At 63.3% G+C, this 23,616-nt stretch carries 15 protein-coding genes and 1 pseudogene; 12 read left to right on the forward strand and 4 right to left on the reverse strand.

The window, feature by feature from the left end; translation table 11 throughout:
- Positions 1 to 60: 60 nt before the first annotated feature.
- Both ACP92_RS21170 and ACP92_RS21175 read right to left on the reverse strand, forming a co-directional pair.
- Complete coding sequence (locus ACP92_RS21170) at positions 61 to 4,062, reverse strand: tetratricopeptide repeat protein (RefSeq protein ID WP_232284877.1); 4,002 nt, start codon at positions 4,060 to 4,062, stop codon at positions 61 to 63.
- Between the two features lie 58 nt (positions 4,063 to 4,120).
- Positions 4,121 to 7,090, reverse strand: coding sequence for a bifunctional glycoside hydrolase/polysaccharide deacetylase family protein (locus ACP92_RS21175; protein ID WP_013236174.1), 2,970 nt, complete (start codon positions 7,088 to 7,090; stop codon positions 4,121 to 4,123).
- A 548-nt stretch (positions 7,091 to 7,638) separates the two neighbouring features.
- Here ACP92_RS21175 and ACP92_RS21180 point away from each other — a divergent pair.
- From ACP92_RS21180 to ACP92_RS21200, 5 genes are all read left to right on the forward strand, one after another.
- Complete coding sequence (locus ACP92_RS21180; protein WP_013236175.1) at positions 7,639 to 8,388, forward strand: GntR family transcriptional regulator; 750 nt, start codon at positions 7,639 to 7,641, stop codon at positions 8,386 to 8,388.
- 57 nt (positions 8,389 to 8,445) lie between these two features.
- The gene (locus ACP92_RS21185) at positions 8,446 to 9,228 is read left to right on the forward strand and encodes a transporter substrate-binding domain-containing protein (protein WP_013236176.1); all 783 of its coding nucleotides are present in this window, start codon (positions 8,446 to 8,448) and stop codon (positions 9,226 to 9,228) included.
- A gap of 203 nt (positions 9,229 to 9,431) precedes the next feature.
- The gene (locus ACP92_RS21190) at positions 9,432 to 10,103 is read left to right on the forward strand and encodes an amino acid ABC transporter permease (RefSeq protein ID WP_013236177.1); all 672 of its coding nucleotides are present in this window, start codon (positions 9,432 to 9,434) and stop codon (positions 10,101 to 10,103) included.
- Positions 10,100 to 10,756, forward strand: a complete 657-nt coding sequence (locus tag ACP92_RS21195) for an amino acid ABC transporter permease (RefSeq protein WP_041311297.1) — start codon at positions 10,100 to 10,102, stop codon at positions 10,754 to 10,756. The genes ACP92_RS21190 and ACP92_RS21195 overlap by 4 nt, the downstream gene beginning before the upstream one ends.
- Entirely contained in the window at positions 10,737 to 11,471 is a 735-nt protein-coding gene (locus ACP92_RS21200; protein WP_013236178.1) for an amino acid ABC transporter ATP-binding protein, read from the forward strand. Before ACP92_RS21195 ends, ACP92_RS21200 begins: the two co-directional genes overlap by 20 nt.
- Before the next feature lie 371 nt (positions 11,472 to 11,842).
- On the opposite strand, the gene ACP92_RS21205 is transcribed toward ACP92_RS21200, so the two are convergent.
- Entirely contained in the window at positions 11,843 to 12,388 is a 546-nt protein-coding gene (locus tag ACP92_RS21205; RefSeq protein WP_013236179.1) for a hypothetical protein, read from the reverse strand.
- Positions 12,389 to 12,665: 277 nt separating this feature from the next.
- Between ACP92_RS21205 and ACP92_RS21210 the strand changes: the two genes are divergently transcribed.
- From ACP92_RS21210 to puuE, 5 genes are all read left to right on the forward strand, one after another.
- Positions 12,666 to 13,724, forward strand: coding sequence for an adenosine deaminase (locus tag ACP92_RS21210; protein WP_013236180.1), 1,059 nt, complete (start codon positions 12,666 to 12,668; stop codon positions 13,722 to 13,724).
- 418 nt (positions 13,725 to 14,142) lie between these two features.
- Positions 14,143 to 14,880 carry a GntR family transcriptional regulator gene (locus ACP92_RS21215; RefSeq protein WP_013236181.1) on the forward strand — a complete coding sequence of 246 codons (738 nt, stop codon included), beginning with the start codon at positions 14,143 to 14,145 and terminating at the stop codon, positions 14,878 to 14,880.
- A gap of 216 nt (positions 14,881 to 15,096) precedes the next feature.
- A complete protein-coding gene (locus ACP92_RS21220; RefSeq protein WP_013236182.1) occupies positions 15,097 to 16,542 on the forward strand; it encodes an NCS1 family nucleobase:cation symporter-1 in 1,446 nt (481 codons plus the stop codon).
- A 36-nt stretch (positions 16,543 to 16,578) separates the two neighbouring features.
- Positions 16,579 to 17,313 (forward strand): aspartate/glutamate racemase family protein, encoded by a 735-nt coding sequence (locus ACP92_RS21225; RefSeq protein ID WP_013236183.1) that lies wholly within the window; start codon positions 16,579 to 16,581, stop codon positions 17,311 to 17,313.
- Positions 17,314 to 17,395: 82 nt separating this feature from the next.
- Positions 17,396 to 18,328, forward strand: coding sequence for an allantoinase PuuE (gene puuE / locus ACP92_RS21230; RefSeq protein WP_013236184.1), 933 nt, complete (start codon positions 17,396 to 17,398; stop codon positions 18,326 to 18,328).
- 922 nt (positions 18,329 to 19,250) lie between these two features.
- On the opposite strand, the pseudogene ACP92_RS21235 reads toward puuE, so the two are convergent.
- Positions 19,251 to 20,478, reverse strand: a pseudogene (locus ACP92_RS21235) (urate hydroxylase PuuD).
- Positions 20,479 to 21,171: 693 nt separating this feature from the next.
- Here ACP92_RS21235 and ACP92_RS21240 point away from each other — a divergent pair.
- Both ACP92_RS21240 and ACP92_RS21245 read left to right on the forward strand, forming a co-directional pair.
- Positions 21,172 to 22,254 (forward strand): porin, encoded by a 1,083-nt coding sequence (locus ACP92_RS21240; RefSeq protein WP_013236186.1) that lies wholly within the window; start codon positions 21,172 to 21,174, stop codon positions 22,252 to 22,254.
- Between the two features lie 289 nt (positions 22,255 to 22,543).
- The gene (locus ACP92_RS21245) at positions 22,544 to 23,578 is read left to right on the forward strand and encodes an ABC transporter substrate-binding protein (RefSeq protein WP_041311298.1); all 1,035 of its coding nucleotides are present in this window, start codon (positions 22,544 to 22,546) and stop codon (positions 23,576 to 23,578) included.
- The last annotated feature ends 38 nt before the right edge of the window (positions 23,579 to 23,616 follow it).

Raw genomic sequence — 23,616 nt, forward strand, 5'->3', positions numbered from 1 at the left:
CCGTGTCATGCAATGGTTAGCGATAAGGTAAAGAGGTCTTGCTGCGATTCATGTTGAAGGCTAGTAGAACCATCGGTACAGCACATTCAATTCAAACCCGCGCTGCGGATTGTTGGGCGTGGCGGCGGTGCTCTGCGCGCCGATGGACAACACATCCTGCCCGACCACGCTGCCGGCGATGCCGGCGCGCAGGTTGCGGCCCCAGCCGATGTCGGAGGTGCGCGTCATGCCAAACTCGGCATAGGGCCGCCAGGCCCGCGTATAGGCGTTTTCCACCACCGTGCCCGCGCCCAGCGCTGCACCCCAGGAACGCGAATCCAGCGGCATGTAGCGGAAACTGGCCGGGTCCGTTCCCACCGGCACCAGCCGCGCGATCAGGCTGTCGCTGTTGCCGTAGTCGGTGAACTTGGCATCGTTGACGAAAGCGCGCAGGGTCAGGTTGGGATACTCCACCCGGAAGTGCGTGCCGACCTCGGCATTGAGGGTGCGGCCCCGGCCCAGCGAGGTGCCGGACTGGCTGGCGTAGTGTTGCAGACCACCGCCCAGGCGCAGGTATTCGGTGCGGCTCAGTTGCACATTCAGGTTGAGCTCACCGCCATCGCGCTTGGCGCCCACGCGCATGAAGGCCGAGTCGGTCGCGCTCAGGTTGATGCCGCCATTGCCCGACAAGGTCAGCTTGGGCGTGAGCTGGCGCGAGAATTCCAGGCGCAGGCCATTGAAGCTGGTCATCGCCTGGCGATGCTGCAAGGCGGCGCTGACGAAGCCCTCCTCGATGCGACGACGCAGGGTAAAGGAATACAGCCGGTCCACCGCCGGCACATCGCCCAGCAAGGTGCTGTCGTCGACACTCTGGCGTCGTTCGATGTAACCGAAGTCGAGGCGCGTGCCAGGCGTGAGGTTCACGCCACTGCTGAGCGTAAAGAGCTTGGTGGCCAGCGGGAACTCGCGGGTGGCGGTGTAGCCGGCGCTGAACTTGGCCGGGTCATCGGTGACCAGGCCGGTGAGGCGGGCATGCAACTCGTCGTCGCCCGGCAGGCGTTGCAGCTGGTCGAAGGCCAGCGTCTGCGCCAACGGCACCCGGCCGGCCACGCGAGCGGCTTCGATGCGGTCATACATGGGCAGCCAGTCGGCCAGGTTGTCGAGCAGGCGGTTCAGGCCCTGGCGGTCATCATTGCCCAGCGCCATGGCCAGCTCGCCCCACAAGGGCTTGTCCAGCTGGGTGGCAAAGCGCGTGGCCAGCCAGGTGCGCGCCAGGTCGGAGTCGCCTTGGTTCATCGCATAGGCCAAGGCCAGCTCGCGCGCACTGGCCGAGAGCCGGGCGTCGTCGCGCGGGCGCTGGCCGGTGTCGCCAGTGGGGGCGAACAGCGCCGCCGGTCCGTCCATGAGGCGCGCCGACACGTCCTGGTCCTGGGCGTGCTGGCGGGCGTCGCTGCGGGCAGCGGCCTGCATGTCCTTGAGCAGGGCCGGACCATCGGCCGGCGGCGGCGCCGCATCAGAGCGCACCAGGCGCGTCACGTCGCTGTCGAGCAGGGCGCGCATGACCTTGTTGCTGGCGTCGGCCGGCATGAACAGCGGCGCCAGCGCGGCCAGGCGATCGCGCCATTCGCGCAGCTGGGCCGGCGGGATATTGCGCAGCCGCGCCGGATCGCGCAACTCGATCCAGGCGCGGCGACGGATGCGCCACGCCAGGTCAGGCTGGCCGCTGGCGTCCAGCGCCTCGGCATAGCTGAGCAGCCACAGGTAATCGTTCTGGGGAAAGCCCGACTTGCGGAACCAGTGCAACGCCACGTTCTGCCGGTTCAGCGAGATGTTGGCCGCGGCAAACGGCCCCCATAGTTGCGGCGCATTCTCGGCGTCGGCAGCCCACAGGGTCAGCGCGCGGTTGAGCAGTTCGGTATCACGGGTGGCGATAAGGATCCAGATCATCTCGGCGCGTACCTCGGCCGAGCGCGGACTGAGCGACAAGGCCAGGCGCATGTCGGCGCGCGCGCCGGCATAGTCGTGCTTCATCTGGCGGAAGGCCGAGCGCACGCTCAGGTAAGGGACGTACTTTTCCAGCGCCGCATTCTGCTGCGGGGTGATGCTGTCGAGGAAGCGCTGGCCGCCGTCCAGGTCATTGAGACGCATGCGGTAGGTCAGCGCCTGCACCGCGAAGTTGGCCACGCTGGTACGGCGGAAACCGAACTCGGCCAGCTCGGCGGCGGCGCGCGGTTCGTGCTCCTGGATCACCACCATCAGGTTGCTCATGTCGCCTTCGGCGGCCTGGTTGGTGGCCAGGAGCTGGTCATAGCCCCGGCGCGCCTCTTCATCCAGGCCCAGGTAGCGCGCCAGTTCTGCATAGGTGCGCCAGAAGTCGGCGTTGCCGGGCGGCGCCACCGGCGCGGCCTGGCGCAGCAGTTCCAGCGCCTGCTCGCCGCGCCCGCGCAGGTAGAGCAGGTTGGCGGCCATCAGGGCATTGGCGGCCGAGGGGCCGAATTCCTGGCGTTGGCGCACCAGCACAGCGTTGGCGTCATCATCGCGGCCCATGCGCAGGTACAGCTTGGCCAGTGCATCCATCTCGCCATTGCGTTCGGTGGCGGCGTTGGCATTAGCGTTGGCGGCGGCTGTCCGGTTCTGGCGCAGGCGCGCTTCCAGCAGTGCGGCGGCGCGCTCGGGCTGGCCGACGTTTTCGTACTGCGCCACCAGCAGGTTGACCCACTTGGGGTCGCCCGGCTCCACCTGCATCTTGTGCTGCAAGGCTTCGGTGAGGATGTCTTGTTCGAAGGTGCCAGCGGCGATGCGCATGACATTGTCCCAGGCCGCCTCGTCATTGGTCAGGCGCGCATAGGCCAGCCAGTGCGGGGTAGCCTGTTCCGGCACGCCGCTCCATTCCGACACCTCGGCCAGGCGCTTGCGCCAAGCCGCGTCATCGGGACGCTGGCGCACCGCCGATTGTGCCAACAGACGCGCATCGGTGAGGTTGCGATTGCCCAGGAAGACGTTGTAGGCCAGGGTGTAGATCTCGTCATCGAAGGGCAGGCGCGCCAGTTCGCGGCTGGCGTTGACCTCTGCCGCTGGCGGCTGCGAGGGATCGGCGGCGGCCACGCGGATGACGCGCGCCTGGCGCATCGCCATCTGCATGCGCTGCTGCAATTGATGCGGCTGCTGCGGCTGCTGCAGCAAGGCCCGGGTCAGGCGCAGCGAACGGGTGAATTCACTCATCTGCTGGAAATGCACAGTGGCCAGCGCGGCGCTCCCCTGCCCTGCCCGCGCCAGCGTGGCGGCGGCGCGTCCCATGGACAACTGCAGCAACTGGCGCACATAGCGCTCGGCCGCCTCGGGCCGGTTGGCCGCCTGCGCCAGCCGGGTCAGGAACAGCAACGTGGCCTTGTCGTTGGCCAATGGGCCCAGGTTGGCGTCGGCCACCTCCAGCGCTTCCTGGTACAGGCCACCGGCCTGCAGGTTGCGCAAGGCGGTGATGAAATTGTCGCGGCGCGCTTCCAGCGAGCCGGCATGCTGCATCGCCAGCAGGTAGAAGGAGGCGCTGCTGCGGTAATCGCCCATGCCCAGGCTCTGCTGGCCCAGGCGCACCGCTTCGCCATAGGGCAAGTCGCGGGTGGAGCGCTCGGCCAGCAGGCGCTCAAACGCCACCCGCGCCGCTTCCACGTCACCCAGCGCCAGGGCGTCCTGGGACAGGCCCAGCCACTGCTGTGCGCTCAGGGGATAGGTCATGAGCTGCTGCAACTGGATGCGCAGCTCGGCCAGCAGGCGGGTGCGCTCGGGCGACGTCGCCGGCAAGGCAAAGGCTTCCTGCTGGCGGATGCGGTATTCCAGCCAGGCCGCCGCCAGCCGTGCAGCCGGGTCGGTCCCCATCTGCAGGAAGGCCAGTTGCTGGCGCGCCTCGGCGAACTGGCCCAGGTCGATCATCTGCTTGACCAGTTCGGCGCGCAGCGCGGTATTGCCCGGCTTGGCCTTGAGGAAGACCTTCAGGTACTCGATGGTCAACTGGTCACCACGGCCGCTGGCATTGGCCACTTCCAGGCGCTGCTGCAGCGAGACCTTGGGATAGACCAGGGCGAACACGGTCCCGACCGCCAGCGCAAAACCGGCGATCGTCCACGGCGAAAACAGCCTCAGTCGTTCATAAGGTGCATTGAACGAGTACCAGGTGCCGTGTTGTCGCGAGTTTGGCGGTTGAGGAGCCGATGTCATATTGGTGAACTGCAGACTTTGCGGTGAAATTCTTGAACCAGGATTGGCCAGTGATGCTGACCGACTTGCCCGCAGGCAGGGCCGCGCCATCGGCCGAGGCGCTGCAGCTGCGTGCACCGGCCACGCTGAAGGTGGAAGGCCCGTTGGCCAGCAGGCTGAAGCGCAGCTCGACCTGGTTGCCATTGACGCTGCGCTGGAAGTCGCCGACCTGGCCGCCGGCTTCCAGCAGCATCGGCAAGGCCTGCGCGGCAGGCTGTGCCGGCGGCTTGAGGCGCACTTCGGCGGCCGAGGTGATCAGGTAGCGTCCGCTCGGCCCCGGGGCGATGCCGGCGATGCCGGGCGCACTGAGGTCATAGTCGGGCGTGCCAGGCGGCAGGCGCAAGGTGCGCAGGTGTGCGCCGGTGCGATAGACCAGGGCGCCGTCAGCGGTGCGGGCGATGCTGGTGTTTTCGAAATCGATCACCTTGCGGATGTATTGCGAGACATACAGCCGCGTGAACGGCTGCGCCTGCGCCCAGCGGTGGATCTTGTGCAGCGCCGCCACCGAGGCGGGCTTGGTGCCGGCGTAGAAGTGGTAGTAGATATCGACCGCCTTGAAGCGGACCGGCTCACCGGTCAGCTCATAGCTTTCGATGGCGCGCTCGAAGCCGTAGAAGGGGCCGGTCCAGTTGCCGGTATAGACATTCTCGTCCTGGTTGGGCGCGAACACCTGGTACCAGCCCTGCTTGCGCACGCCCTGGGCGGCAATGTCGGTCCAGGTGTTGCGGCTCTTGGTGATCATGGTGTCGCCGCCGTTCATGTTCAGGTAACCGTCCAGGTAGGTCTGAGCGATGGCCTCGGGCGGCGGCACACAGTTGCCGGTCCACAGGAAGACTTCGGCCTTCTTGCCGGGCGGCAGCAGGGTGTTGTTGATGTAATCCATCGACCCCTTGATCTCGCGCTGCAGATTGAACTTGTAGTTCGGAATCTCCAGCGTACGCGAGGCATCGCCATCCATCTGGGTGATGTCGGCGGTGCGGGTGTCATGCATGGCGTCGGCCCAGTTGAACGGATGCGAGAAGGAATGGCTGGCCGGTTCGATATAGGGCAGCGTGAACATCTTGCGCGCCAGCGCCGTGGTCTGGGCCGAGAGCTGCGGATAGACACCCTGCGGGCTCAGCTCGCCCTCCACCACCGAGACCGTGACGGGGAAGCGGTAACGGTCCCAGATCTCGCGTTGCAGGACTTCCACCGCGAAGGGCGAGCCCGGATATTCGGCCTTGGAGGGAAAGCCATCGCCATCGAGGTGGCTGGTCTGGATGCGGCGGCCGCCTTCAGTGGTGACATCGGGGACGGCCATATCGGGCAGGCGCAGCGCGCGCTTGAGGAAGAGCATAGGCTGCAGCACCCAGCGCGGCGGGTCGATCACCGGCGCCGTGGTGATGGCGAAGGGCGCCAGGGCGAAGCCGCCCCAGGGGGTGATGGCGGCGGCGTCATAGGTGTTGTCGCGGCCATCCTTCATGCGCAGCAGGACCGGCGCGGCGGGATCGCTCAGGCGCACGTTCTCCAGCTGGGTGCGGTCCACGCGCGGACGCGTCTCGAAACCCATCAATTCGGGATCGTAGTGAGTCACATCCAGTTGCTCCGGCACTGGCGCGGAAAAACTGGTCAGGCCCAGCATGCCCGCGCTGAGCTTGGTCATCTGGAAGCCGAAGGCGCTGAAGATGGCCACCGGCACGCCCTCCTTGATGCGCTGGCCTATCCATGGTCCCAGCCGCTGATGGTTGGTGCCGCTGCGGAACCAGGTCACCACCCCCGCGTAACGCCCGGCCAGCGGCTCGGTGGGCAGGCCTTCGCGACCGACATCGCGGAACTCGTAGCGCAGGCCCAGGTGATTGAGCTGGATGCCCAGGAAGCGCTGCGCCTCAGTGGTATGCAAGTCGTCGCCCTCGGCCACGTCCAGCAGCACCAGGACATTGCGCGGCACCAGCTCGACGCTGGACACGCCCATGGACACCAGGCCGCCATCGGCCACCCAGGGAATGAAACCGTCGGCGCTGATCTTCTGCGCCGTCTCGCGAGCCAGCGCACGCGCGCCGCTCTGCTGGGGATCGACGTAATCGATGGCGATGACAGGGAGGTGATAGCGCTCACGCGCCGTCTGCATCTGGCCCATCAGCCAGGCGCGGTCATTGTCCTTGACCGGGCCATAGCTGCGACGGCCAGCGTCATAGCCGCGATACAGCGATTCGGCCGCCACCGCATAGGTCAGCGGCGCGATCTCGGGCAGGAGTTCGAAGCCGCGATTGAGGATCAGCTTGGCCTCGGGATAACGGCGCTTGAACTCGCGCAGGGTCGCGATCATGGCCTGGGTCTGCACGGCGCGTTCGGCGTCGGTCTTGGCAAAGAGCTGGTAGGAATCCAGGGTATCGAGGAAGAAGCCGCGCCAGCCCTGCGCCCACAGCGGGGCAATGATCTTGTCGAGGAAGAAGTCACGCCAGCCCGGGGCGTTCTGGTCGATCACCCGGCTACCCCAGGCGGCATTGTCGCCGCGCAGCAGGCCCGGCGGCAGTTGCTTGTAATAAGGACGGGAGGGCTGGACTTCGCCCAGCGACACATAGGCGAACAGCTGGTGCATGCCATCGGCCGCCGCACGGGTGCGTGCAGCGGGATTGCGGACGAACTCCGGTTCCACCACGGCCACGTCGAACGCCTGCAAGTCGGCCAGCGGCGGATTGACGCCGTAATAGAAGGCCGCCGAAGTGGGTGCCGGCGCTGTCGCCGCCGTGCCCTGGGCGGGGGCCGAGCCGGTCAGCAGCGCAGCGGCCGCCGCCGCCAGGGTCCAGACGAAAGTGCGCACCATGCGCCAGGCCGAGCTTGGCCGGATGACTGTTTTCTTGTTGCCCATCGCCGCCGCCATGCGCGCTCCTTGATGACTGATCGCCAAGCCGCATGAAACCACGGGGCCTGCAGGACCGGTATCCGGCGTTCCCCTGGCAAAAGAAAGAGGAAAAAACAGGCCAGATACCGCTTAAAGAGAAGTGTTAGCAATTTGTATCAAATTCTAACGAGATTCACTGGGTAAAGTTTTCCTTTGCCCAATTTTTTGCACATTCTGACAACTTTGAGTGAGTTAGAGTCATCTAGAGTGAGTTCGCGTGAGTTTATATAGTTGACAAAACAATAACAACCAATTCACCGCAATGAACGAGCCCAGTGTCGGCATCTGACCACAATTTTTCATACTTCGCACAAAACAGGTGCATGAACGTCCGCCCCGGTCTGCACCAAAAGGCCACAGGCAGCGCCCCAGCCCGGGGCCACCCGCCCGTTTGCAGCGCCGCATGCGAGCTCCGCCTGGCCCGCGCAAGCCTTGCCAGACAAGGCCTGGGCCGCCAATAATCGTTGCCAGATGTTGTATGCCAATCTTGTATATCAGCGTGGCACACAACTTGCTGATGAGAGGCCATGAGCACCAATCCTTCCCTCAAGTCGTCGTCGCAGATCGCCGTGCGCATCACCGAGGCCATCCTCGCCAAGCAATTGGCGCCGGGAACCCGCCTGGGCGAGCAGCAGCTGGCCGATCTCTTCAAGGTTTCGCGCACCCAGGTGCGCGAAGCCCTGACGCACCTGATGGCGCGCGGCATCGTCACCGTCAGCGCGCGGCGCGGCTGGTTCGTCATCGAGCCCACCCCGGCGCAGGCGCGCGAAGCCTTCGAGGCGCGCCGGGTGATCGAGCTGGGGCTGTTGCGCCAGGCGCGCCTGCGTCCGGTGGGCGATACCGCCATCGGCCAGCTGCGCGAGCACATCGCCCGGGAAGAAGCGGCCATTGCCGGAGCCGATGTGGGGGCGCGCAGCTACCTGCTGGGCGACTTCCATGTCTGCCTGGCCGAATGCCTGGGCAACTCGCTGCTGGCCGAGACGCTGCGTGACCTGACCGCGCGCACCACCCTCACGGCGATGCTGCACCAGTCCTCGGAGCAGGCAGAGGATTCTTGTTCGGAACATGTCCTGATCGTCGAGGCGCTGGAACGCGGCGATCTGGAACAGGCAGAGCAACTGATGCATGACCACCTGCAACATGTGGAATCAGGGCTCAACCAAGTGCGCAGCAGCGATCCGCTGGAACCGCTGCGACAGGCGCTGGCCTCGGTATCGCGGCAGGGGGCTGCGAGCGATGCCAAGACCGTGCGCCCGCCAGGCAAAGGGCCGTTGTAAGCGCCGGCAGCATGCGCAAGCCCACTCATCAACGTCGTCAACCCAAGGGAAACTGCTATGAAACTGACCAAACTCCTGCTCGGCCTGATGGCCGGCGCCATGATGTTCTCTGCTTCGGTCGCCCGCGCCGACGCCCTGGACGATATCCAGAAACACGGCACGCTGCGCGTGGCGGTGCCGGCGGACTTCCCGCCGTTCGGCTCGGTCGACGCCGACCTCAAGCCCCAGGGCCTGGACATCGACGTCGCCACCCTGATCGCCAAGAAGCTGGGCGTGAAGGTGGAACTGATCCCGGTCTCCAGCGCCAACCGCATCCCCTACCTGACCACCAAGAAGGTCGACCTGGTCATCTCCAGCATGGGCAAGAATGCCGAGCGTGAAAAGGTGATCGACTTCTCCGCCGCCTATGCGCCCTTCTTCAATGGCGTGTTCGGTCCGGCTGACCTGTCGGTCAAGAGCGCCGCCGACCTGGCCGGCAAGACCATTGCCGTGACCCGTGGCTCCGTGGAAGATCTGGAACTGACCAAGATCGTGCCGGCCTCGGCCACCGTGAAGCGCTACGAAGACAACAACAGCACCATCAGCTCCTTCCTCTCCGGCCAGGTGCAACTGGTCGCCACCGGCAACGTGGTGGCAGCCGCCATCATCGCCCGCAACCCGCCCAAGAAGCCCGAGACCAAGTTCCTCATCAAGGATTCGCCTTGCTTCATCGGCCTGAACAAGGGCGAGAAGAAGCTGCAGGACAAGGTCGACGCCATCCTGGCCGAATCCAAGAAGGATGGCAGCCTCAGCGCCATCTCGCAGAAGTGGCTGGGCATGCCGCTGCCGGCTGGCCTGTAAATTGCTGCAGTGACCGCACACCTGCAAGGGTGTGCGGCAATACAGTGACAGGCGTATTCCAATACGGTCGCAAGCTGGCCCCGATCACTGGCATGACGGTAGCAATACAGTAGCAACACAGCAGCAATACAGTTTCACCAAGGCGGCACGCAGGCGGACACCCGGCAAACGCAGCATTTCCAAGGCAGGGCAGACACGACATCATGGCTTATCAATTCGATTTCCTTTCCACCTTCGACTACACCGACGTCATCGTCAAAGGTGTAGCGACCACCATCGAGCTCATCGCCATCGGCGGCGTGCTCGGCGTGGCCGTGGGTATCTTCGGCGCCTGGGCGCGCACCCAGGGGCCGGGCTGGCTCAAGCCGGTGGTGAGCGGCTATGTGGAGATCATCCGCAATACGCCCTTCCTGGTGCAGCTGTTCTTCATCTTCTTCGGCCTGCCCTCGCTGGACATCCACATCAGCGAGATCACCGCCGCCATCGTGGCCATGGTGATCAACCTGGGCGCCTACAGCACCGAGATCATCCGCGCTGGCGTGCAGGCCATTCCGCGCGGGCAGATCGAGGCCGCGCAATCGCTGTCGATGTCGCGCATGCAGATCTTCCGCCACATCATCCTGCGGCCGGCGCTGCAGAAGATCTGGCCGGCGCTGTCCTCGCAGGTGGTCATCGTCATGCTGGGTTCGGCGGTGTGTTCGCAGATCGCCGTGGAAGAACTGTCCTTCGCCGCCAACTTCATCCAGGGCCGCAACTTCCGCGCCTTCGAAGCCTACATCGTCGCCACCGCCATCTACCTGGTGCTGGCCATCCTGCTGCGCCAGGTGCTGCGCCTGATCGGCCACTACTTCATCACCGCCCGGAGGACCGCATGATCTCTTTCACCACCTGGGACATCGTCCGCAACCTCATGCTGGCCTGGCGCTGGACCATCGTCCTGTCGCTGGTCACCTTCGTGCTCGGCGGCGCGCTCGGCCTGGTCATCCTGTTCATGCGCACCTCGCGCCAGAACTGGCTGCGCCAGGTAGCACGCCTGTACATCGAACTGTTCCAGGGCACGCCCTTGCTGATGCAATTGTTCCTGGTCTTCTTCGGCATTGCGCTGTTCGGCATCGAAGTGCCAGCGTGGCTGGCGGCAGGCCTGGCGCTGATGTGCTGGAGCGCCTCCTACCTGGCCGAGATCTGGCGCGGCTGCGTGGAAGCCATTCCCAAGGGGCAGTGGGAAGCCTCCTCGGTGCTGGCCATGGGTTACTTCCAGCAGATGCGCTACATCGTGCTGCCGCAGGCTTTGCGTATCGCCATTGCACCGACGGTGGGATTTGGCGTGCAGATCATCAAGTCGACTGCGGTGACCTCCATCATCGGCTTCATCGAATTGTCCAAGGCCGGCACCGTCATCACCAACGCCACCTTCCGCCCCTTCACGGTGTTCGCCATCGTGGGCGCCTTCTACTTCGTGCTTTGCTGGCCGCTGTCCAAGTACAGCCAGTCTCTAGAAAGGAAATACAATGCCGCTCATCGCCATTGACAACGTCAAGAAACGCTTCGGCGACAACGAAGTCCTCAAGGGCATCAGCCTGGACGTCGAACCCGGAGAAGTGATCGCCATCATCGGCAAGAGCGGCTCGGGCAAGTCCACGCTGCTACGCTGCATCAACGGCCTGGAGAGCATCGACGAAGGCAACATCAGCGTGGCCGGCGCCAAGCTGGGCGCCAGCGAACTGGAACTGCGCAACCTGCGCCTGAAGGTCGGCATGATCTTCCAGCAGTTCAACCTGTTCCCGCATCTCTCGGTGGGGCGCAACGTGATGATCGCGCCGATGATCGTCAAGGGCGTCAGCGAAGCCGAGGCCATGAAGACGGCCAAGGCCAACCTGGAAAAAGTCGGCCTGGGCCACAAGTTCGACGCCTACCCCGACCAGCTCTCCGGCGGCCAGCAGCAGCGCGTAGCCATCGCCCGCGCGCTGTCGATGAGTCCGCAGGCATTGCTGTGCGACGAGATCACCTCGGCGCTGGACCCCGAGCTGGTCAACGAAGTGCTGACCGTCATGCGCGGGCTGGCCAAGGAAGGCATGACGCTGCTGATGGTCACCCACGAAATGCGTTTTGCCCGCGAGGTCTGCAATCGGCTGGTGTTCATGCACCAGGGCAAGGTCCATGAGATCGGCCCGCCGGAGGAACTGTTCGGCAATCCCAAGACGCCGGAATTGCAGCAGTTCATTGGGATGACGCAGGGGGCTTGAGGATATTGCTGACAGCGCTCCTGTCATGCTGTGGTTCTGCAGTGCTGTGGCGGGATGACACCCCAGGTCTGGAAGATTTTCCGGGCCTGGGGTGTTTTTTTTGGCGGGTGTGCATTGCGTGGGGGGGCGGCTGTTATGGTGCTTGCGCCGTGGGACGCTGTGCTTATTCTTTTAATGCAGATGGCTTCCCGGTTCGATGCACAGACGATTCAGGGAGAAGATCATGGAGATCAAGCCAATCAAGAGCGACGCCGATTATCGCGCCACGCTCGCGGAGATCGATACGCTGATGTACGCCACGCTGGACACGCCGGAGGGAGATCGGCTGGATGCACTGGTGAGGCTGGTCGAAGTCTACGAAGGCAACCGCCTCAGCGATTTATCTCACACACCTTCCGATCATTCTCATAGAACACCACCGGCCCAGTCGTATACCGATCCTTGGGAATGGACACCATCAGGTAATCCTTGATCCGATAAGAAGCCCCCGAAGCCGGGGCGCGATAGAGGTAGTTCAGCCGCAGCGTGCCGTCGCGCAGGCGCACCGACAGCGGCGTGAAGACGTGGGGACGTTCGGCGGCATCCGGGGCGGTCATGGTGCGCGCTACCAACAGGTATTGCTTGCGCTCGAAGTGATCGGACGAGGGACCGGTGGGGCGGCGGTCGCCCATGGTGGGGGCCGGCTGCATCCACTCGTCCCACTCGGCGCGGCTGCGGATCAGGGTGCAGAAGACCGGCTGGCGCTGGTCGTCCCAGTTCTTCACGAACCCTTGGTAGGAACCGCTGAGCACGGTCTTGAACGGGATCACCGTGGGATCTTCCTGCTCGCTCCACGGCATCATCGAACAACCGCCAGCACTGACCATCGTGGCGGCCGCCAGCATCCACTGCATTGAAACCCTGATCGTCTTGCGCATGTATTTCCCCCAAGAAGCTTGGCATTTAATCATGCCTTTGCGGCTAGCAGCGAAAAATCATCGAATCTTTACCTTCCTCCCATCTGGCGGGATGCTCTCCGGCCGGGCTGTAGCTCAGAGCGCAATGCGCCTCAATGGTTCAGCCTGGCGGCGCGCGCTGGAGGGGCGGGCCCGAATTGCGGGATAATGCCGGGTCCGGGAGGGGTGCGATGCGCCAAGGCAGTCGGCCTGCCTCCCTTGTCTTTACCGTTCTCGCCAATATTGAAGGGTCGTCGCCATGAACACTGCTGTCACTCCCTCCTCCGCATCCGGCGCTGCGCTGGATGCCTTCATCGCCGGCATGCCCAAGACCGAATTGCACCTGCACATCGAAGGCACGCTGGAGCCCGAACTGATGTTCGCGCTGGCCCAGCGCAACCAGATCGCCCTGCCCTACGCCTCGGTGGAAGCCTTGCGCGCTGCCTACAACTTCAGCGACCTGCAATCCTTCCTCGACCTCTACTACGCTGGCGCCAATGTGCTGCGCACCGAGCAGGACTTCTATGACATGACGGCCGCCTACATCGCCCGCGCGCAGGCCGACCAGGTGCGTCATGCCGAGATCTTCTTCGATCCGCAGACCCACACCGAACGCGGCATTCCGATTGCCACCGTGTTCGCCGGCATCGCCGCTGCCCTGCGCGATGCGCGCCGCCGCGATGGCTTTGGCAGCGTGATGATCATGTCCTTCCTGCGCCATCTCTCCGAAGAAGACGCCTTCGCCACGCTGGAAGCGGCCCTGCCGCTGCGCGAGCAATACGCCGACCTGTGGCTGGGCATCGGACTGGATTCGTCCGAACGCGGCAACCCGCCGGAAAAGTTCGAGCGCGTCTATGCCCGCTGCCGCGAACTGGGCTTCCGCCTGGTGGCCCACGCCGGCGAGGAAGGCCCGGCGGCCTACGTCATCGGGGCGCTCGACACCTTGCACGTGGAACGCATCGACCACGGCGTGCGCAGCGAGGAAGACCCGGCCCTGATGCAGCGGCTGGCGCAACAGCGCACGCCCCTGACGGTGTGCCCGCTGTCCAACCTCAAGCTGTGCGTGGTCAAGGACATGGCCGAGCACAACCTGGCCCGCCTGCTCGACGCCGGCCTGGCTGTCACGGTCAATTCCGACGACCCGGCCTATTTCGGCGGCTACATGAACGCCAACTACCACGCCGTGGCCCGTGCGCTGGACCTCTCCCGCGAGCAGGTGCTGCAACTGGCCCGCAATGGCATCGACGCCTGCTTCCTCGCCGATGAAGACAAGGCCACCCTGCACCAGGAACTGGAGCAGTACGCTGCCGCGCACTGAAGCGCCCACGTCCTACGCTGCACCCAAGACGCCCGGCCCACCCGGGCGTTTTGCTTTTCCGTCAACCATCCCCCCAAGCACGTTTCTTGCATGATGCAATGGCAGGATTGCCAACGCGCCACCCAACCGGGCAAGACGACAAACCTCGGCGCAGATTGACGACAATTTCTGGAAATAAGATTACGCAACGCAACAGCCTGCCGTCTATTGGCAAAACGGGCGATACCCCAGGAAGGACGCTGCATTGCAGCACCGAAACCTGGGGAGACGGTGACCCAAAGCGGGACACGCCCCTTCTTTTTGGTGCAGAATGAGCCCCATTTTGTTGCAAATCGCTTTCCGGATTGTCGACGATCCATGCAGTCGCTTGTTGACCAGTCATGCCTCTTCCAACCTGAATCCGTAGAGCACGAGCCTCATGAACAAAGCCAGCAAAGCCAGCCGCCCCGCCACTCCTGCCCGCGCGCCTGCGCGTGAGCGCGACAACGCCGTGGCGGTGGAGGAAAGGATGTATCAGGACATCTATGACGCCATCATGGAACACCGGCTGCCGCCGCGTACCAAGCTGACCGAACAGACCCTGTGCCAGATCTACGACACGGCCCGTCATACCGTGCGCAAGGTGCTGGCGCGGCTGGCCGCCGAAGGGATGGTGGACCTGGAAGCCAATCGCGGCGCCTTCATCGCCAGCCCCTCGCCGGCCGAGGTGCGTGACATGTTCGAGTTGCGCAACATCCTCGAACATGCGGTGCTGGAGAAGCTGGGCCACACCGCCGGTACGCGCCAGATCGCGGGCTTGCGGCGCATGGTGGAAGAAGAGCGGGACTGCTACCTCAATGGCGACCGGCCGCGCTGGATCAGGCTGTCCGCGCAGTTCCACCTGGCCCTGGCCGAGCTGACCGGCAATGCCCTGTTGGTGGAGACGCTGCGCAAGCTGGTATCGCGCACCACCCTGATGATCGCCAAGACGGAGGCGCCGGGCCACAACGCCTGCTCCTTCGACGAACACGAAACCGTGCTGGAAGCCCTGGAAAAAGGCGATATCAAGGCCGCCCAGGCGCATATGGCACACCACTTGCATTTGTGCGAGGACCGGGTACGGCCGGATGCGGATGACCAATTCGATCTGCGTGCCGTGCTTGGCAAGGGACTGTAACCACAGGCCGGCGCGCACGCTGACTTTTCGCCACCGGGAAAGTCAGGAGATAGAAAGAAACTGGAAACAGAAGGGCTATGTCGCGCGGCTCGCAGCAGTACCGACCGTGTGACCACCACCATGCCGCCAAGAGCATGCAGGAAGTCCATCGAACTGCCCGGCTGCCGCCGGATGCGGTTCGCTTCACCCAACCTCTCTCTCTGATGGAGACCGGCCATGACTACCGACTCTTCCCCCGCAGCCAGCAGCTACCTGGCCGGCGCCGATGACGCCCGCCTCACCAATGAAGACCTTGCCCCGCTCAAAAAACAGACCTGGGGTTCCTACAACATCTTTGCCTTCTGGATGTCCGACGTGCACAGCGTGGGCGGCTACGTCTTCGCTGGCAGCCTGTTCGCGCTGGGCCTGACCAGCTGGCAGGTGCTGATCTCGCTGCTGATCGGCATCAGCATCGTCTACCTGCTGTGCAACCTGGTGGCGCGTCCCAGCCAGGCGCATGGCGTGCCTTATCCGGTGATGAGCCGGCTGTCCTTTGGCGTCCTGGGCGCGAACGTGCCGGCCATGATCCGCGGCCTCATCGCGGTGGCCTGGTATGGCATCCAGACCTACCTGGCCTCGGCCGCCTTCGTGGTGGTGGTGCTGAAGTTCTTCCCTGAATTGAAGCCCTATGCCGATGTCCACGTGCATTCCTTCGCGGGCCTGTCCGCGCTGGGCTGGGGCGGCTTCCTGCTGCTGTGGGTATTGCAGGCGCTGGTGTTCTGGAACGGCATGGAGACCATCAAGAAGTTCATCGACTTCGCCGGTCCTGCGGTCTACGTGGTCATGTTCATCCTGGCGGGCTGGATGATCTACAAGGCCGGCTGGCAGAACGTCGGCCTGAACCTGGGCGAGATCAAGTACAGCGGCTGGGCAGCGGTATCGGTGATGATCACGGCCATCTCGCTGGTGGTGTCCTACTTCTCCGGGCCGATGCTCAACTTCGGCGACTTCTCGCGTTACTGCCACACCTTTGCCGATGTGAAGCGTGGCAACTTCTGGGGCCTGCCGGTCAACTTCCTGGCCTTCTCGATTGTCACCGTGGTGACCACCTCCGCCACCATTGCGGTCTTTGGTGAGCTGATCACCGATCCGGTGGAAACCGTCTCGCGCATCGACAGCACCACCGCCGCGGTGATCGGCGCGCTGACCTTCCTGACGGCGACCATCGGCATCAACATCGTGGCCAACTTCGTCTCGGCCGCGTTCGACTTTTCCAACCTCTCGCCCAGCCGCATCAGCTGGCGCGCTGGCGGCATGATGGCCGCGACCGCGTCGATCTTCATCACGCCCTGGAACCTGTTCGGCAATCCCGAAGTGATCCACTACACGCTGGATGTGCTGGGGGGCTTCATCGGTCCCTTGTATGGCATCCTGCTGGCCGACTACTACCTGATCAAACGTCGCGAGGTCAAGGTGGAAGACCTCTACACCATGCGACCCGAAGGCCGTTACTGGTACACCAACGGCGTCAACCGCGACGCGGTCAAGGCGCTGGTGCTGGCCGCTGCGGTCTGCGTGGCCTGCGTGATGCTGCCGCAGTTGCGCGCCGCCGCCGACTTCTCGTGGTTCATCGGCGCCGCGCTGGGCGCGCTGTTCTATCTGATGTTTGCGCGCAAGGGCTGAGGCTGAGCGCGGCGGCATCGTATTAAAGGAAAAGACATGCGTATCAAGCTCATCAATCCCAACACCACCTGGTCCATGACCGAAGCCATGACTGCCTGCGCCCGCCAGGTCGCAGCAGCGGGAACCGAGGTTACCGGCGTCAGTCCCGAGATGGGGCCGGCCTCCATCGAAAGCCACTACGACGAAGCGCTGGCCGTTCCCGGCCTGTTGCAGGAGATCGAACGTGGGGAGCGGGATGGTTACGACGCCTACGTCATCGCCTGCTTCGGCGACCCCGGCCTGTCGGCCGCGCGGGAGCTGGCGCAGGGGCCGGTGATCGGGATTGCCGAAGCGGCCATGCACATGGCCAGCCTGATCGCTCCGTCCTTCTCGGTGGTGACGACGCTGGCGCGCACCAGCGGCATGGCCTGGCATCTGGCCGAGCGTTACGGGATGCAGCGTTTCTGCCGCAATGTGCGCGCTTGCGAGATTGCCGTACTGGAGCTGGAAGACCCCGCCTCCGACGCCCGCGCGCGCATCACCGACGAATGCCGGCGCGCGCTGGCCGAGGATGGCGCCGAGGCCATCGTACTGGGTTGTGCTGGCATGGCCGAGCTCTGTGCCGCGATCGGGCGCGACATTGGCGCGCCGGTGATCGATGGTGTGACCGCTGCGGTCAAGCTGGCCGAATCGCTGGTGGCGCTGGGGTTGGGCACGGCCAAGCGGGGCGAGCTGGCAAGGCCTTTGCCAAAGGCTTACCATGGCTTGCTGCGCGAGTTTGCGCGCAGTTGATTTCCGATGCAGCGCCGGGCGCAGGCGCTGCGTATTTTATTCTTGACCGCTTATTGGGCCTATTGAGGCTATTGAAGACCCTATGTCACAGCAACAGAGCTATCCACGCGACCTGGCCGGCTATGGCCGCAATCCCCCGCACGCACGCTGGCCCGGGCAGGCCAGGGTGGCGTTGCAGTTTGTCCTGAACTATGAAGAAGGCGGCGAGAACTGCGTGCTGCATGGCGATGCGGCGTCCGAGCAGTTCCTTTCCGAGATCGTGGGGGCTGCGGCTTATCCGGCGCGGCACATGTCGATGGAATCGATCTACGAATATGGTTCACGCGTGGGCGTGTGGCGCATCCTGCGCGAGTTCGAGAAGCGTGGCTTGCCGTTGACGGTGTTTGGTGTGGCGATGGCCTTGCAGCGCTCTCCCGAGGTGACCCAGGCGTTTGTGGAGCTGGGGCATGAGATCGCTTGTCATGGCTTGCGCTGGATTCATTACCAGAGCATGGATATCGAGACCGAGCGCGCTCACATGCGCGAGGCGGTGCAGATCTTCCGTGAGCTGACGGGGAGCGCGCCACTGGGCTGGTACACGGGGCGGGATTCACCCAATACGCGGCAGCTGGTGGTGGAGCATGGCGGCTTTGTCTATGACTCTGATTACTACGGGGATGATCTGCCTTTCTGGACGGAGGTGGAAACGGCTGCGGGGGTGAAGGCGCCGCATCTGGTGGTGCCTTATACGCTGGATTCCAACGATATGCGCTTTGCTACGCCACAGGGGTTCAATACCAGTGAGCACTTCTTCCAGTACCTGAAGGATAGCTTCGATGTGCTGTACGAGGAGGGAGAAGAGGCGCCCAAGATGCTTTCCATCGGGATGCACTGCCGCTTGCTGGGACGGCCTGGGCGGTTCCGGGCTCTGCAACGTTTCCTCGATTATGTGCAGTCGCATGACAAGGTCTGGATCTGTCGGCGCATTGATATCGCTGAGCACTGGAGGAAGGTGCATCCTTATTCGGAGCGCTGATTTTGTTTTCGGTTACGGTAGGAGATGGGGGTGGGCTCCTTTGGGTAGTCTGCACGGAATTTCTTCCTGCGCTCTAGCTTAATTATTTTCTTTCTCCGGTCGGGAGAACGCGCCGGGAGCGGCCCGGCAGCCGCTCACTTTTCTTGTCTCGCCAAGAAAAGTAAGCAAAAGAAGGCGACCGCTACTGCCCCGCCCTCCTTCGGAGGGTCCCCGCGTCAGCGCACATAAAAACGGGAAAAATAGAGTCGCTTCGCTCCGACTATTTTTCTGATCCGTTTTTATGCGCGCTGACGCGGCGGGTCAGAAGCGGACGGCTGGTCCGGCTCGCCTTCGGCTTCGCCGGGGGCTCGCTGGCGCTTCGGCTTTCTTCGATCACATACTTTCCGTACTTTTCAGTTTTGTATTTCTCTTTCGCTTTCTCTTTCGCTTTCCTACCTTTGCTTTTCTTCTAAATAATTTCCCCCCGTTCGGACTGAGTAGGCGCGCAGCGACGTATCGAAGGCGCACCGTCCCAAGCCGAAGCCGAAGGCGAGTAGGAGAAGTGCGAGGCCGAAGGCGAGCCCGTTCAGGTTTTTCCCCTTAGAGCCAGCCGCCGCAGTGGAGCGAAAAGTGGATCAGAAAAATAGTCGGAGCGAAGCGACTCTATTTTTCCCACTTTTTGCTCCACTGTGGCGGGGACCCTCCGAAGGAGGGCTGGATCTTAGGGGTCGCCTTCTTTTGCTTACTTTTCTTGGCGAGACAAGAAAAGTGAGCGGCTGCCGGGCCGCCCCCGGCGCGTCCTTCCGACCGGAGAAAGATAAGAATTAAGCTAGAGCGCAGGAAGAAATCCCGTGCAGACTACCCAGGAGCGCAACAAAAAAACCCAAGCCCAAATAGCCCACCCCAAGCAAAACAACAAACCAGAAAATAATTAGATAAATAATTATTTAACAGCAGCCCCAGCCTCGAACCATTTCCCGATAACAGCCCGTTCCTCCTCGGTAATATGGGTCATATTCCCTAGAGGCATAGCTTTCTGCACAACAGCCTGTTGATAGATTTGCTGAGCATGTTGAGAGATATGTTCAGGCGAATCGAGCAGAACGCCTTTACCTGGCACAGGCATCAAGGTAGGTTGGGCCGCGTGACACTGGATGCAGCGCGCCTGAATGACCTGCTGCACCTGAGCAAACGCCCCTCCCTCGGAGGAAGAAGAGGAAGAGGAAGAGGAAGAGGAAGCAGCAACCACAACCGGCCTAGCCTGCATCAAAGGACTCATCCAGACAATCACCGCCAGCAGCAAGCCCACAGCAATCCCCGGATACCACCAGTTATAGACCCCCTTGTGCCGCAACACAAAGAACTGCCGGATCAACGCCCCCGCCGCCATGATGACCAACAGCACCACCCAGTTATGCGGCGCGTTATAGGTCATGCTGTAGTGATTGGACAGCATCGCAAAGAGCACCGGCAACGTAAAGTAAGTGTTATGGACACTACGCTGCTTGCCCCGCTTGCCATGAATCGGATCCGGCGCCTGCCCCGCCCGCATCGACGCCACCATCTTGCGCTGCCCAGGAATGATCCACACCAGCACATTGGCGCTCATGATCGTCGCCAGCGACGCCCCACTGATCAGGAAAGCCGCCCGCCCCGAAAACAGATGACAGGCCGCCCACACCGACACCACCACCTGCAAGCCCACCAGCAGATTGACCAGCCGATCCGCCCCCGGCCGATCGCCAATGGTGCTGCAGATCGCGTCATAGATCAGCCAGTTGAAGATCAGGAAGGCAATCGCCGCCCCACCCGCCATCGACGCCGACATATCGAACACATTGCAGGAACACATTGGCATTGAACAGATACAAGAGCGAAAACAAGGCAAAGCCCGACAGCCAGGTGCTATAGGACTCCCAATAGAACCAGTGCAGATGCTCCGGCAAGACCTTGGGCGCCAGCAGATACTTCTGCGGATTGTAGAAGCCCCCGCCATGCACCGCCCACAACTCCCCGCCCACCCCCTTCTCCTTCAACTCCGGATCAGTGGGCGCCACCAGGCTGTTGTCCAGCCAGACGAAATAGAAGGAAGAGCCGATCCAGGCGATGGCCGTAATGACGTGCAGCCACCGCAGCAGCAAATTGAGCCAATCAAGAATATAGGCTTCCATGTCCGAAATACGTCCTCTAGGTTGTTGTCTGGTGATGAAACGGGTTCTAGCATAAATGATGCCGGGTGAGGCTCCTTCTGCGCATGCAAGCTCGCCAGCCACGCACAGCCGATCGAGCACAATACCAACAAAGCCTGTCAACAATATTCGCCAACGCTGATACCCGACAGTGGCCCGGCCAGATAAGCCACAAGCCGCCACTGGCACGGCCCGCCGGCCGGCATCGCTTTTAGTGCAGGCGGCCAATTCAGTGCAGACCAGCACCAACTTGTCGCAAATGCGCAGAAATCATTGTCAACAAAATGAGCTGACGTTGGCGACATGCAACGCCCCTCGATTGTCGAAGCCCGGCCGCCCCGCCCTATCTCCCACCACCACCGCCAGCCGGCAGCACCGCCCATGCCGCCCGCAAAGCCGCACCAGCACTGGCATTGCCCGGCATCCCGAAGAACCGCGCCAGGCCTTGCCTGCAATGCTGCGACCCACCAGCCCACCCTGCGCACTCACGCCACGGAACAACACGGACAAAACCTTTTATTCGCCAGGATGGCATTGGCACGATATCTGCTAAACATGCTGCCTGAATTCGCATGGCCAGCGGCACGGGAGAGCAGCAACACCGCCAGCCATGCGAAACATGGTGAACCGCCGGGCAGTCCGCCCGGCGCCCATTTTTCTCAACAGGGGAGCGTAATGAAGAAAACTCGTTTGGCACTGGCCTTGGCGTCCTGCATGGTGGCGGGCAGCGCAATGGCGCAATCGTCGGTCACCGTCAGCGGCCTGGTGGACGCCTACGTCGGCAGCATGAAGAACAGCGGCGACACCGGCAGCAAGGCCACGGTCGGCTCCGGCGGCATGACCACCTCGTGGATCGGCTTCAAGGGAATTGAAGACCTCGGCGGCGGGCTCCGGGCCGAATTCGCCCTGACCTCGTTCTTCCAGGCCGATACCGGCGCCTATGGCCGCTTCGGCGGAGACAACCTGTTCTCGCGCGACGCCAACGTCGGCCTGGCCGGCGACTTCGGTCGTGTCTCGCTGGGCCGTGGCCTGGCGCCCAGCTTCCTGCCCACCGTGCTGTTCAACCCCTTCGGCGATTCCTTTACCTTCTCGCCGCTGGTGCTGCACGTCTACACCCCGTCGGGCAACTTCGGCTCGCGCACCTGGACCCAGGCCAACGCTGCCGACAGCGGCTGGAGCAATCAAGTCATCTACACCACGCCCAAGTTCGGCGGCCTGCAAGCCAACGTCCACTACCAGTTCGGCGAAGTCGCTGGCCAGAGCGGCAAGAAGAACATTGGCGTCAACGCCCTCTACTTCAACGGCGGCCTGGCCCTGACCGGCCTGTACTTCGATGCCCAGGTCAGCAACCCGAACTCGGGCGCGGCCATCATCGACGCCACCTCGCCGTTCTCCAGCATCACCCGCCAGAAGACCTGGATGCTGGGCGCGACCTACGACTTCCAGGTGGTCAAGCTGTACGGCACCTACCAGAACAGCAAGGACACCACCGCCGGCAATCCGCAAGCCAAGGACAAGCTGTTCAGCCTGGGCCTGTCGGCGCCGGTGGGCAATGGCTCCATCCTGGCCGGCTTTGCCCGCACCAAGCGCACCGGCGACCTGCTGGCCGGTGGCGATGTGTCGCGCAATACCACCTCGGTGGGCTACGACTATTTCATGTCCAAGCGTACCGACCTGTACGCCATCGTCATGAACGACAAGATCTCCACCCAGAGCAACGCCGTTTCCTTCGGCCTGGGCATGCGTCATCGCTTCTGATCGCATGAGATCGGCTTGCGCGCTGCGCCCCCGGGCCAGCGCCCAAGCGCAGGCCGGCGCGCCCATCCGGGCGCTGGCCTGCGCGCACCGGCTGCTGTAGCCGGTCTGTATCACCCGCTGTACGCGGCCCGGCGACTCCTTCTAGCCGGGACGTGGTCTTGAGTCTGTGTTCGGTGGGAACCGCCTTACCGGAATGCGCCGCATGCGCGATGGCGCCATCGGCCTGGCATGTGCGCATTGCGGTTTCCACCCTCTTTTTAAATCAAATCGCTTTTCGGGAGATCTCCCCATGCGTTCTTTCCGCTTCCTCGGCTGCTCGGCGGCACTGCTGCTGGGCCTGGTATCGGCTTCGTCCACCTTCGCCCAGGACACCCGCATCAAGTTCCAGCTGGACTGGCGTTTCGAAGGTCCGGCGGCCCTCTTCCTGGTGGCCAAGTCCAAGGGCTACTTCGCCCAGGAAAAACTGGATGTCACCATCGATGCCGGCAATGGCTCGGGCAATGCGGTCAATCGCGTGGCCTCGGGCACCTATGACATGGGCTTTGCCGACATGGCCGCGCTCATGGAATTCACGGCCAACAATCCCGATGCACCGGGCAAGCCGGTGGCGGTGATGATGGTCTACAACGACACGCCGGCCGCCGTGTTCTCGCTCAAGAAATCCGGCATCAAGAAACCGGCCGACCTGGCCGGCAAGAAGCTGGGCGCGCCGGTGTTCGACGCTGGCCGCCGCGCCTATCCCATCTTTGCCAAGGCCAATGGACTGGATGCCTCCAAGGCGCAATGGACCAGCATGGACCCGCCGCTGCGCGAAACCATGCTGGCGCGCGGCGATGTGGACGCCATCACCGGCTTCTATTTCACCTCGCTCTTGAACCTCAATGCGCGCGGCATCAAGGATGAAGACATCAACGTGATGATGTATCCGGACTATGGCGTGCGCCTGTACGGCAATACCATCATCGCGTCGGACACCATGGTCAAGAACAAGCCGGAGGCCATCAAGGGGTTCCTGCGCGCCTTCGCCAAGGCCAGCCGCGATGTGATGGCCCATCCGGAAGCGGCGATCAAGGTGCTGAAGGAACGTGATGGCCTCATCGACGAGAAGCTGGAACTGCGCCGCCTGAAGCTGGCCATCGCCAGCGCCATCGCCACGCCCCACGCCAAGTCGGAAGGCTATGGCCAGGTCTACGGTCCGCGCCTCACGCTCATGGCCTCGCAGGTCTCGGACGCCTATGGCACCAAGACCCGCGTGAATGCCGACAAGATCTGGAACGGCAGCTTCCTGCCGACCAAGGCCGAGCTGGACGTGTTCCCCAAGTAAATCCTTTATTTCATTTATATCGTTTATACCTATCCATC

The organism is Herbaspirillum seropedicae, from assembly GCF_001040945.1.
Lineage (GTDB): Bacteria > Pseudomonadota > Gammaproteobacteria > Burkholderiales > Burkholderiaceae_D > Herbaspirillum > Herbaspirillum seropedicae.